This is a genomic window from Streptomyces sp. NPDC059900 (assembly GCF_050270335.1).
Classification (GTDB): domain Bacteria; phylum Actinomycetota; class Actinomycetes; order Streptomycetales; family Streptomycetaceae; genus Streptomyces.
The window spans coordinates 1-10,866 of sequence record NZ_JBNNJZ010000269.1 but is presented as its reverse complement, the minus strand read 5'-3'; the positions used below and the strand labels follow the sequence as shown (position 1 = coordinate 10,866).

At 72.2% G+C, this 10,866-nt stretch carries 12 protein-coding genes; 5 read left to right on the top strand and 7 right to left on the bottom strand.

Annotated features, from left to right (window positions below):
- Positions 1-276: 276 nt before the first annotated feature.
- Genes ACQKIP_RS28240 through ACQKIP_RS28230 form a run of 3 tightly spaced genes read right to left on the bottom strand, consistent with a single transcriptional unit; the run spans position 277 to position 2,806 of the window.
- Positions 277-774, bottom strand: coding sequence for a hypothetical protein (locus ACQKIP_RS28240; RefSeq protein ID WP_365860289.1), 498 nt, complete (start codon positions 772-774; stop codon positions 277-279).
- 29 nt (positions 775-803) lie between these two features.
- Positions 804-1,454 (bottom strand): response regulator transcription factor, encoded by a 651-nt coding sequence (locus tag ACQKIP_RS28235; protein ID WP_365860290.1) that lies wholly within the window; start codon positions 1,452-1,454, stop codon positions 804-806.
- Positions 1,451-2,806, bottom strand: coding sequence for a sensor histidine kinase (locus tag ACQKIP_RS28230; protein ID WP_427744467.1), 1,356 nt, complete (start codon positions 2,804-2,806; stop codon positions 1,451-1,453). The genes ACQKIP_RS28235 and ACQKIP_RS28230 overlap by 4 nt, the downstream gene beginning before the upstream one ends.
- A 275-nt stretch (positions 2,807-3,081) precedes the next feature.
- On the opposite strand from ACQKIP_RS28230, the gene ACQKIP_RS28225 reads away from it, so the two are divergent.
- The 4 genes from ACQKIP_RS28225 to ACQKIP_RS28210 all read left to right on the top strand — a co-directional run bounded on the left by ACQKIP_RS28225 (position 3,082) and on the right by ACQKIP_RS28210 (position 7,033).
- Positions 3,082-3,639, top strand: coding sequence for a GlcG/HbpS family heme-binding protein (locus ACQKIP_RS28225; protein ID WP_365860291.1), 558 nt, complete (start codon positions 3,082-3,084; stop codon positions 3,637-3,639).
- Between the two features lie 122 nt (positions 3,640-3,761).
- Positions 3,762-4,364 carry an ankyrin repeat domain-containing protein gene (locus tag ACQKIP_RS28220; protein ID WP_365860292.1) on the top strand — a complete coding sequence of 201 codons (603 nt, stop codon included), beginning with the start codon at positions 3,762-3,764 and terminating at the stop codon, positions 4,362-4,364.
- A gap of 41 nt (positions 4,365-4,405) precedes the next feature.
- A complete protein-coding gene (locus ACQKIP_RS28215; protein WP_365860293.1) occupies positions 4,406-5,542 on the top strand; it encodes a YncE family protein in 1,137 nt (378 codons plus the stop codon).
- A 42-nt stretch (positions 5,543-5,584) separates the two neighbouring features.
- Positions 5,585-7,033 (top strand): M1 family metallopeptidase, encoded by a 1,449-nt coding sequence (locus ACQKIP_RS28210; RefSeq protein ID WP_365860294.1) that lies wholly within the window; start codon positions 5,585-5,587, stop codon positions 7,031-7,033.
- Positions 7,034-7,055: 22 nt separating this feature from the next.
- Here the strand turns inward: ACQKIP_RS28210 and ACQKIP_RS28205 are convergent, their stop codons facing one another.
- The 4 genes from ACQKIP_RS28205 to ACQKIP_RS28190 form a co-directional block, all read right to left on the bottom strand.
- On the bottom strand, positions 7,056-7,571 hold the full coding sequence (locus ACQKIP_RS28205) for a GNAT family N-acetyltransferase (RefSeq protein ID WP_365860295.1): 516 nt from the start codon (positions 7,569-7,571) through the stop codon (positions 7,056-7,058).
- 41 nt (positions 7,572-7,612) lie between these two features.
- On the bottom strand, positions 7,613-8,449 hold the full coding sequence (locus tag ACQKIP_RS28200) for a phosphoenolpyruvate hydrolase family protein (RefSeq protein WP_365860296.1): 837 nt from the start codon (positions 8,447-8,449) through the stop codon (positions 7,613-7,615).
- A 53-nt stretch (positions 8,450-8,502) separates the two neighbouring features.
- Positions 8,503-9,747: a Tm-1-like ATP-binding domain-containing protein gene (locus ACQKIP_RS28195; RefSeq protein ID WP_365860297.1), complete on the bottom strand. Its 1,245-nt coding sequence runs from the start codon at positions 9,745-9,747 to the stop codon at positions 8,503-8,505.
- A gap of 169 nt (positions 9,748-9,916) precedes the next feature.
- The gene (locus ACQKIP_RS28190; RefSeq protein WP_190083775.1) at positions 9,917-10,492 is read right to left on the bottom strand and encodes a TerD family protein; all 576 of its coding nucleotides are present in this window, start codon (positions 10,490-10,492) and stop codon (positions 9,917-9,919) included.
- A gap of 228 nt (positions 10,493-10,720) precedes the next feature.
- Here ACQKIP_RS28190 and ACQKIP_RS28185 point away from each other — a divergent pair.
- Positions 10,721-10,866 (top strand): peptide chain release factor-like protein (locus ACQKIP_RS28185; protein ID WP_427744469.1); only part of this gene is annotated, 146 nt, incomplete at its 3' end.

The window sequence follows — 10,866 nt, the reverse complement described above, 5'->3', positions numbered from 1 at the left end:
GGGCTAGCCGTGCTCCGGGCGGAAATACCGACACGTCCCCTCCCGTCTCGATGCCGGGTGCCGGTGCGTGGGGGCCGGGCTCTCGTGGCTGGGGTGTGCATCCCACCGCGGGGCAATCGGGCGGGTGGGAGAGCCTGTTCGGTGCGGCGACGTTGCGGGGTAAACGGGCGGGTGGGAGAGCCTGTTCGGCGCGGGCGAGGCTGCGGGGTAAACGGGTGGGTGGGTGGGAGAGGTTGTTCGGTGCGGGGACGGTGCGGGGGGTGGACCGTCAGGCGCCTACGCCCGGGGAAAGCGGGACTGGAGCGTCCAGGTTGTGGGGTTGTCCGCCAGGGGCTCGTGGAGGTCGATCAGGTCCGCCAGGAGGTCCTGGAGGAAGTCCCGGGCCTCGCGGCGGAGCTCCGTGTGGGAGAAGGTCAGCGGGGGGTCCTCCGCCCGCATCCAGTCCGCCTCGATGTCCACCCACCCGAAGCGGCGCGTGAACAGCATGCGGTCCGTCGACTCCGTGAAGTCGAGCTCCGCGTACTGGGGGCGGGAGGCGCGGCTGCCCAGCGGGTCCTGGTCCAGCTGCTCGACGATGTCGCACAGCGCCCAGGCGAAGTCCAGTACGGGAACCCATCCCCAGGCTGTGGACAGCTCCCGGTCCGCCTTGGTGTCCGCGAGGTACACGTCGCCGCAGAACAGGTCGTGCCGCAGCGCGTGGACGTCCGCGCTGCGGTAGTCGAACTGCGGGGGGTCGGGGAAGCGGCGGGAGAGGGCGTAGCCGATGTCGAGCACCTGGAGATGGTGTCACGGGCGGGGCGCCGTCACGGCAGCAGGCGTTGTTCCTTCGCCACGGCCACCGCGCCCGCCCTGGTGTCCACGCCGAGCTTGTCGTAGATGCGGCCGAGGTGGGTCTTGACCGTGGCCTCGCTGATGAAGAGGGCCCGGGCGATGTCCCGGTTGCCCAGGCCACGGGAGAGCTGGCCGAGGATGTCCAGCTCGCGGTCGGTGAGGGTGGGCAGCGGCTTGCGCATGCGGGCCATCACGCGGGAGGCGACCGGCGGGGAGAGCGTGGTGCGGCCCTGGGCGGCGGCGTGGATCGCGGCGAAGAGTTCCTCGGGGCGTTCGGCCTTCAGGAGGTATCCCGTCGCGCCCGCCTCGATGGCCCGGGTGATGTCCGCGTCCGTGTCGTAGGTGGTGAGGACCAGGACGTGGGGTGCGGGGGCGCCGGACGACGTGATGTGGCGTGTCGCCTCCACTCCGTCCATGCCCTCGCCCAGTTGCAGGTCCATCAGGACCACGTCCGGCGCCAGCTTCGCGGCGAGCGCGATCGCCTCCTCGCCGGTGCCCGCCTCGCCGACCACCTCGATGTCCGGCGCGCTGCCGAGCAGGGCGAGCAGTCCGGCCCGTACGACGATGTGGTCGTCGCAGACCAGGAGGCGGACCGGGGGCGCAGGGGGCACGGGGCTCGTCATGGGGTCTCCCTGGGAGAGAGCGGGATCGAGACGGACAGCACCGTGCCCTCGCCCGGCGCCGACTCGATCGTCAGTGTGCCGCCGAGCTGCCGTGCCCTCGCGCGGATCGCGGGCAGCCCGTGGCCCCGCCGGTCGGGGGCGGGCGGCGCTTCGGCCGGGGTGAAGCCGCGGCCGTTGTCCGCGACGTCGAGTACCACCTGGTCGTCCAGGTGCGTGAGCGTCAGTGCCGCCGCACTCGCGCCGGCGTGCTCCGTCACGTTGGCCAGGGCGCCCTGCGCGATGCGTACGAGCGCGGACTGCGTGCGGTCGGGGAGCGGGGCGGGCGTGCCCTCGGAGTGGAAGCGGACGGTCAGGCCCGCGTCCTGCCCGGTCCGTGCGGCCAGCGCCCGCAGGGCTTCGTCCAGGCCGCCGCCGTCGGCGAGGTCGGCCGGTGCGAGGTCGTGCACGAAGCGGCGGGCCTCGGCCAGGCCGTGCTCGGTGATCGACTCGGCGGTACGCACATGGGTGCGGGCCTTGGCCGGGTCCGTGTCCCAGACGCGGTCGGCGGCCTGGAGCAGCATCTGCTGGCTGGACAGGCCCTGCGCGAGGGTGTCGTGGATCTCCATGGACAGGCGCTGGCGCTCGGCGAGGGTGCCTTCGCGGCGCTCGGTGGCGGCCAGTTCGCGGCGGGTGCGGATGAGGTCGTCGATGAGTTCGCGCTGGCGGGCCGCCTGGCGCTGCAAGTAGGCGAAGACGGCCGTGGCGACCGCCGAAACGGCGGGCGGCCCGAGGATCAGGTCCGGGTCGTAGCGGCCCGCGAGCCGCAGCTGCGATGCGATGACGCAGGCGGTCAGGACCGCCACCAGGGCCAGGGCCGGGCGTGGCGGCAGCGTCCGCAGCCCGGTGAAGAAGAGCGGCACCGCGCACCACCCGAAGCTCGGCGCGAGGATCACGAGGACCAGCCAGACCCCGACGACCAGGGCGAGCCAGGTGAGGCGGGCGGGGGTGGGGCGGATGCCGGGTGCCGGGCCGTACGCGTACGAAGGGGACCGCTCGCCCCGCAGGGCCGACGCGAGGGGCGGGAGGGCGTAGACGACGGCCAGGATCACGGAGAGCGCGATGATCCACGGGACGCGCGCGCCGCCGGGGTGGCGCAGCAGGAAGCGGGCCAGCGAGGTCGCAAGGAGCAGATAGAACGCCGCGTGCATGACGGCCGCGAGCCAGCGTGAGTCGGGGTCCGCGGACGCCCTCGCCAGGGAGACGGACGGCTTCGGGGCGGCGTGCGTGCGGGCGGGAGAGACGGGAGGGCTCTGCGGCGAAGCGGCGGCGGCGACGGGCCCGGGCCTCCCGGGGGTGCCCTCGTGCTGTCCCACGGCCTGCTCCTTCCGCCCCGCCCGCTTCTGAACTGCGCAAACAACCTCATTGTGACCCGGCGGGACCACGAAGGGGTCAACCGATCGGTTGACCCTCGTGTCCACCGAGCCGCAGGCAGGCAGCAGCCGGTACGCCGAGGGGTCGGCCCCGGATGCGGCCGGAGGATTGAGGCAGAGGAAACAACCTCCCCCGGTCGCCGGAGCCCCGGTCGCCGGAGCCCTGGTCACCGGAGCCCCCGGTCACCCGATCGCCGCCTTCACCCGAGGAGCCCCCGATGCAGAAGATCTCCCGCCGCGCCCGTGTCCTGACCATCGCCGCCACCGCCGCCGTCCTCGGCGCCGGTACCTTCGGCGCCGTCTCCGCGAGCGCCGAGGCCCCGGCCGCCGCCCCCAAGGCCGCCGTCACCGCCGACGCGAGCAGCAAGAACCTCACGCAGTCGACGCACCTGAACGTCGCCGCCGCGACCAAGGCCGCCCAGGCCGCCCTCGACGCCGCGAAGAAGGAGAACCAGCGCGTCTCCGTCGCCGTCGTCGACCGCAACGGCAACACGATCGTCGAGCTCCGCGGCGACGGCGCAGGCCCGCAGTCCCCCGAGTCGGCCGTGAAGAAGGCGTACACCGCCGTCTCCTGGAACGCGCCCACCTCCGAGCTGACCAAGCGCCTGGAGCAGGCCCCGAACCTGAAGGACATCCCCGGCACCCTGTTCCTCGCGGGCGGCGCCCCGGTGACCGCCAAGGACGCGCCCGTCGCGGGCATCGGTGTCGCGGGTGCCCCCAGCGGCGACCTGGACGAGAAGTTCGCCAAGGCGGGCGTCGCGGCGCTCGGCCGATAGGTCCCCGAGGCCGCCGCCACCGCGCCGCCGAAGGCGACGGAATCATCATGCTGAGGCTGTTCCCGGTCCGTGCGACGACGAGAGGAACGTTCATGACGACGATGACGACGAGGAGAACGTTCATGCCAAGGACCGCCGACGACCAGCGGCTGCTCGACGCCGCACGGGCCGGGAACGCCGCCGGGGTGCGGGCCGCCATCGACGCGGGCGGCCGGGTCGAGACCCGCGACCCCGAGTTGCGCACGCCCCTGCTGCTCGCCGCACTCGGCGACCACGTCGAGGCGGCCGGGGTCCTGGTGGCCGCGGGCGCGGACGTCGACGCGCAGGATCACCGCGCCGACAGCCCCTGGCTGGCCACCGGTGTGACGGGCAGCGTCGCCATGCTGCACGTCCTGCTCCCCGCGGGGCCCGACCTGAAGCTGCGCAACCGCTTCGGCGGAATCTCGGTGATCCCCGCGGCGGAGCGCGGGCACGTCGCGTACGTACGGGAAGTCCTGCGCGTCACCGACATCGACGTCGACCACGTCAACGACCTGGGCTGGACGGCCCTGTTGGAGGCCGTGATCCTCGGCGAGGGCGGCCGTGCGCACCAGGAGATCGTGGCGCTCCTGCTCGCCGCGGGCGCGACGCCCGGCCTCGCCGACCGGGACGGCGTCACGCCCCTCGCGCACGCCGAACGCCTCGGCTTCGCCGAGATCGCCGCACTGCTGCGGGACGCCTCGTGAAGCCCGTACGGCCGCTTGTACGGGCGGCGCGCTCGCCCCGCGTGTCCCGCACCGCGCTCGGTGCCGGCGCCGCTCTCCTGGCCGCCGCGGCCCTCGCGGGCTGCGGCGGCAGCGGCTCCGCTGCTGCCGAAAGCCCCGCCTCCGCCGAGAGCCCCGAGCCCTCCCGCGCCACCGCCACGGCCACCCTCCCCGCCGAACAGCGCACCCCCGAAGGCACCCTCCTGGTCGCCGACTTCGGCTCCGACACCGTGACCTTCGTCGACCCCGAACGCGGCCCGATCGAGTCCGTGAAGGTCGGCACGGCCCCCTACGGCCTGGCGATCGGCGAGGACGGCCGCGCCTGGGTCGCCACCGCCGATGCCGTGGCCGTCGTCGACACCCGCACCCGGGAACGCGTCGACACCATCCCGTACGAGACCGAGAGCGGGCCCGCGACGACCGGCGAGTACCGCGGCGGCGGCATGGGCATCGCCCTCTCCCCGGACGGCGGGCACGCCTACGTGGGCGTGAACGTGCCGGACGGCAAGGGCACGCTGGAGGTCATCGACACCAAGAAGCGCGAGGTCACCGACACCGTGCCGGTGGGCAGGCGGCCCTTCGACGTGGACGTGTCGAAGGACGGCAGCGAGGTGTACGCGACCAACCACGACTCCTTCGACGTGACGGTCGTACGCGCCGACTCGCTGAAGCCGCGTCGCATCGAAGTCGCCCCCTACGGCACGGAAGGCGGCCTGGGCTCCTGGCTCAAGCCGCACTACGCCGCCGTACGGCCCTCGGACGGCAAGCTCCTGCTCCCCTTCGAGGGCGAGAAGCTCGTCGTGCTCGATCCGCGCACCGGGAAGTCAGACATCGAGCCGATGACGGCCAACACCCATCAGCACGGCGCGCGGATCACCGACGACGGGACGCTGTTCGCGGTCGGTACGGGCCCCATCGACCCCTCGGAGGTCGAGGGACCCTCGCTGACCATGCGCACCAAGGACGGCAAGGAGAAGGTCTTCCCGCTGGAGGGCCCGCACGAGGACGTCGCCGTCTCCGACGACGGCCGCACCGCCTATGTCACCGGCGGCTTCACCCGCGACGGCTTCTGGAACGGGATCACCGTCATCGACCTGGAGAACGGCGACACTCGGCGCCTCCCGGCGGGGGAGCGGCCGTTGGGCGTCGCGATTCTCTAGGACGGGAGCCCGCCGACCCGGAGCGAGGCGCGCTCCGAACATATGCCGCATAAGATCACAGCCGTGCACCTACGATCCACGGCGCTGCGCGGCACCTCGGCCGCCGCCCTCACCGCCCTCGTCATCACCGCGTGCAGCGGCTCCGGAGTGCACGGCACGCCCGGAGCCGACGGTGTGCGCGACCCGTACTTCCCGAAGCTGGGCAACGGCGGTTATGACGTCGCGCATTACGACCTGACCCTCGGCTACGACCCCGACGCCCGCCACCTCACCGCCACCGCCGAGGTCACCGCGCGCGCCACCCGGGACCTCAGCGCCTTCAACCTCGACCTCAAGGGCCTGGACGTGCAGGGCGTGACCGTCGAGGGCAAGGACGCCACCTTCCACCGCGACGGGCAGGAGCTGACGATCCGGCCCCCGGACGACCTCGACAAGGGCGAGACGTTCCGCACGGTCGTGCGCTACTCCGGCAGCCCCGAGACCATCACCGACGCGGACGACTCCGAGGAGGGCTGGCTGCGCACGGAGGAGGGCGCCCTCGCGCTCGGCGAGCCGACGGGCTCGATGGCGTGGTTCCCGGGCAACAACCACCCCTCCGACAAGGCCTCGTACGACATACGGATCACCGTCCCCAAGGGCCTGAAGGCGATCTCCAACGGGGAGTTGACCCGCGAGTCGACCAAGAACGGCCGCACCACCTTCGCCTGGCACAGCGCGGAGCCGATGGCGAGCTATCTGGCGACGGTCGCGATCGGGCCGTACAAGGTGAAGAGGTCGACGACGAAGTCCGGCATCCCGGTGCTCACGGCGGTGGAGCCCTCCGAGGCCAAGGCGAGCGCGAAGGCGCTGAACCGCATCCCCGAGATCATCGAGTGGCAGGAGCTGAACTTCGGCCCCTACCCCTTCTCGTCGACCGGCGCGATCGTCGCCGGCGAGGGGGACGCGGGCTACGCCCTGGAGACCCAGACCCGCCCCACCTACCCGGGCGCCCCCGACACGGGTCTCGTCGTCCACGAGCTCGCCCACCAGTGGTTCGGGAACTCCGTGACGCCCAAGTCCTGGCGGGACATGTGGCTCAACGAGGGCTTCGCGACGTACGCGGAGTGGCTCTGGGAGGAGGACCACGACGGCGACAGCGTGCAGGAGACCTTCGACCAGATCTACGCGGACGACTACTACGACGACAAAGAGGACAACGACGCCATCTGGGCCTTCCCGCCCGCGAAGCCGCCGTCCGCCGCCGAGATCTCGGACAGCCCCGTGTACGAGCGGGGCGGCATGGTCGTCCACAAGATCCGCCAGGCGGTCGGCGACGACACGTTCTACGACATCGTGCGGGGCTGGACGAAGACCTACCGCCACCGCAACGCCGACACCGAGGACTTCACGCGGTACGTGGAGAAGCACGCGGGCGGCGAGGCGGCGCGCAAGAAGGTGCGCGCGATCTGGGGCCCGTGGCTGTACGGCGACGGGAAGCCGGAGCGCCCGTAAGGCCGCCCGGTCCCGGGAGGGCCTACAGCAGCGGCTTGCGCAGTACGGCGCACGGGCGGCCCGCTTCGAGATCGTGCCGGTGGTCGATGATCTCGTACCCGAGCGACTTCCAGAAGGCGAGCCCGGCGTCGTTCCCCGCCAGCACGGCAAGACGTACCCCGGTGCGCCCGTCCTCCCGGAAACGCTCCTCGATCCGCCGCGCCAACTCCTTGCCGTAACCCCGGCGCTGCTCCCCGGCGTTCACCATGAGCAGCCCGATCCACGGGTCCGGGTCGGCGGGGTCGGGATGCCGGTCCAGCGTGATGCCGATCCCCACGGCCCGCCCCTCGGACCGCGCGACGAGCACCTCGGCGCCCGGCACGGCCAGCTCGTCCGCGAGGGCGGCTGCGACCTGTTCGGGGCGGACGTCGTGCGGGTCGGGGAAGTCCCCCGAGAGGGCGTGGAAGACGTGGTTGGACGCGTACAGGGCGGTCAGCTCGGTGAGCAGTTCGCCCGGCAGCGCGCCGTCCTCCGCGGGGGCGAGCGGTTCGAGGATCATGCGGCGCAGGTTAGCCGCCTCAGCCCTGTGCCTTGAGGGACTTACTCCGTCCTGAGGGACTTGAAGGCGCGGGTCTGGTCCACGATGGCCCGCTCCGTGGGGAGGCGTTCGATCGACGAAGCCCCGAAGAAACCGACGATGCCGGTGGTGCGGTTCAACACGTGGGCCGCGTCCTCCGGTTCGGCGATGGGGCCGCCGTGGCACAGGACCAGGATGTCGGGGTTCACGCGTTTGGCCGCGTCGTGCATCTCCTGGACCGCCGTGGCCGCCTGGTCGAGGGTCAGGGCCGTGCCCGCGCCGATCGCGCCCTTCGTCGTCAGGCCGACGTGGGGGACCAGGACGTCCGCCCCGGCCCGCGCCATGTCGGCGGCCTGGTCGGGGTCGAAGACGTACGGGGTCGTCAGGAGGTCGCGGGCGCGGGCCTCGCGGACCATGTCCACCTCCAGGCCGTACCCCATGCCGGTCTCCTCCAGGTTGGTGCGGAACGTGCCGTCGTACAGGCCGACCGTCGGGAAGTTCTGCACGCCGGTGAAGCCCATCCGCTTCAGCTCGTCCAGGAAGCGGCCCATGTCCCGGAAGGGGTCCGTGCCGCACACTCCGGCAAGGACCGGGGTGTCCTTCACCACCGGGAGCACCTCCCTGGCCATGTCCACCACGATCGCGTTCGCGTCGCCGTACGGGAGCAGGCCGGCCAGGGAGCCGCGGCCCGCCATCCGGTAGCGGCCGGAGTTGTAGATGATCAGGAGGTCCACGCCGCCCTCCTCCGCGCACTTGGCGGACAGGCCCGTGCCCGCTCCCGCTCCGATGACCGGATTGCCCTTCGCCACCTGGGCGTTGAGGCGGGCCAGTGCTTCCGTGCGGGTGATCTGCGTCGTCATGGGGTGCTCCTTCAGCGAGTCCGGGGTGGGTTCGGCGCCAGAGTCCGAGGGCGTCAGGGCTTCGGCGCGCGTGCGCCGATCAGCTCGTCAAGGCGGTCCGCCATCGCCACCGCGAACTCCGTGTCGTTGATGTGGGCGTCCACCTCGTGCAGTCGTACGCCGCTGCCCCGCACCGTCGTCCGCAGGGCGCTCAGCCCGGCCTCGTCCGCCGCCGGGTCCTCGAACGGGCCGCCCTCGGCGTCGACCGCCGAGACCCCGCGCAGCGGCCAGAAGAACTCGACGGGGCCGCGCGCGGCGGCAAGGCGGTGGCCGAGGGTCGCGCCGAGGGCGGACATCTCCTCGGCGGTCGTGCGCATCAGCGTGACCGTGGGGTTGTGGACCAGGAGGGTGCGGTCCCGGAAGCGGGACGGGACCGTCGCTTCGGGGCCGAAGTTGACCATGTCGAGGGCGCCGGGGGCGACCACCTGCGGGATGCCCGCGCGGCCTGCGGCGGTGAGGCGTTCGGGGCCAGCGGACAGGACGCCGCCGACCAGTTCGTCGGCGAGTTCGGTGGTCGTCAGGTCCAGTACGCCGTCCAGGAGGCCGTCGGACGCCAGCTTCTCCACCGCGCGGCCGCCCGAGCCCGTGGCGTGGAAGACGAGGACTTCGTACCCGAGTGCGTCGAGGCGGGCGCGGGCCGCGTCGATCGCGGGCGTCGTCACGCCGAACATCGTCGCGGCGACCACCTTGCGGCCACGGCCCGCGAGGTCGTCGTGGTTGCGCTCGAAGCGCCGGGCCATGCCCGCGGCTGCCGCAGCCGCGTTGCCGAGGACCTGCCGTGAGACCGCGTTGATGCCCGAGATGTCCACGACGCTGTACATCAGGGTGATGTCGCTGCTTCCGACGTACGGCGATACGTCACCGCCCGCCATCGTGCTGACCAGCACCTTCGGCACCCCGATCGGCAGTGCGCGCATCGCCTGCGCGGCGATCGACGAGCCGCCGCTGCCCCCGGCGGCGAGCACCGCGTGCAGCCTGCCCTGCCGGTGCAGGTCGAGCACCACCTCGGTGACCCCGTCAGCCATCGCGGCCACGGCCGCGCCCCGCTCGCCCGCGGCGCGCAGCTTCGCCAGGTCGTGCCCGGCCGCGCGGGCCACGGCTTCGGCGGACACGTCGGCGGCGGGCGTCCCGGCAGGCGGCGGCAGTATGCCGGTGTCGACGATCAGGGTGTCGCTGCCGTACTCCCTGAGCCGCTCGCGCAGCCAGGCGTACTCCGCGCCCTTGGTGTCGAGCGTCCCGACCAGCACCACGGTCGTCATGGCCCTCACACTCCCTCAAGTGGTGGGTGGTGCTGCCGATCCTGCTGCCGTCGCCGCGCGGAAGCAACGACCCGAGAGGGCGGACGGCAGACGGAAGCGACCGGCGACGCGCGAAGGCCCCCGGCGGAAACCCGCCGGGGGCCTTCGGGAGCCAACTGGCTCAGGAACCTCAGACGTTGACGCCGAAGTCCTGCGCGATGCCGACCAGGCCCGAGGCGTAGCCCTGGCCCACGGCGCGGAACTTCCACTCCGCACCGCTGCGGTACAGCTCGCCGAAGACCATGGCGGTCTCGGTGGCGGCGTCCTCGCTCAGGTCATAGCGGGCGATCTCGGTGCCGCCGGCCTGGTTCACGATGCGGATGAAGGCGTTGCGCACCTGGCCGAAGTTCTGCGAGCGGTTCTCGGCGTCGTAGATCGAGACCGGGAAGACGATCTTGTCGACGTCGGCCGGGAGGCCGGCCAGGTTGACGTTGATCTGCTCGTCGTCGCCCTCGCCCTGGCCCGTGACGTTGTCACCGGTGTGCACGATGGTCTGGTCCGGCGTCGCCTTGTTGTTGAAGAAGACGAAGTGGCCGTCCGAGTAGACCTTGCCCTGCGGGTTCACCGCGATGGCCGAGGCGTCCAGGTCGAAGTCGGTGCCGGTGGTGGTGCGGACGTCCCAGCCGAGGCCCACGGTGACGGCGGTCAGGCCCGGAGCCTCCTTGGTGAGCGAGACGTTGCCACCCTTGGACAGGCTTACTGCCATTGTTGGGAGTCCCTTCCCTCGTTGCGTACGAACGGGCTTCGTACTGTGGACGAAGCTACCGTCACCCCTAAGAACGTCGACCGGGGTCCCAGAGGTTCCAGGTCCTTTTACTTTCTTTACTCATCTCTGGCGCCACTCGCGCCACAGGGGCAGCGGGCCCGCGGCACAAGCGGGGCGCGCCGTAAATCAGGGTGACGTGGACCGGACAGACGCGGGACCATAGGACCCATGTCCGGTCCCTATGTCATCCGCGGCTCCGTCTCCCTGCCCGAGGCCGAGCTCATGTGGCGCTTCTCCAGGTCGTCCGGGCCGGGCGGTCAGCACGTCAACACCAGCGACTCGCGGGTGGAGCTGAGGTTCGACCTGGCCAACAC

Excerpts from the sequence above, each read along its gene's own strand:
- ACQKIP_RS28225 (WP_365860291.1), top strand. The coding sequence starts at position 3,082 with ATGCAGAAGATCTCCCGCCGCGCCCGTGTCCTGACCATCGCCGCCACC.
- ACQKIP_RS28205 (WP_365860295.1), bottom strand. The coding sequence starts at position 7,571 with ATGATCCTCGAACCGCTCGCCCCCGCGGAGGACGGCGCGCTGCCGGGC.
- ACQKIP_RS28195 (WP_365860297.1), bottom strand. The coding sequence starts at position 9,747 with ATGACGACCGTGGTGCTGGTCGGGACGCTCGACACCAAGGGCGCGGAG.
- ACQKIP_RS28235 (WP_365860290.1), bottom strand. The coding sequence starts at position 1,454 with ATGACGAGCCCCGTGCCCCCTGCGCCCCCGGTCCGCCTCCTGGTCTGC.
- ACQKIP_RS28220 (WP_365860292.1), top strand. The coding sequence starts at position 3,762 with ATGCCAAGGACCGCCGACGACCAGCGGCTGCTCGACGCCGCACGGGCC.
- ACQKIP_RS28190 (WP_190083775.1), bottom strand. The coding sequence starts at position 10,492 with ATGGCAGTAAGCCTGTCCAAGGGTGGCAACGTCTCGCTCACCAAGGAG.
- ACQKIP_RS28200 (WP_365860296.1), bottom strand. The coding sequence starts at position 8,449 with ATGACGACGCAGATCACCCGCACGGAAGCACTGGCCCGCCTCAACGCC.
- ACQKIP_RS28210 (WP_365860294.1), top strand. The coding sequence starts at position 5,585 with ATGCCGCATAAGATCACAGCCGTGCACCTACGATCCACGGCGCTGCGC.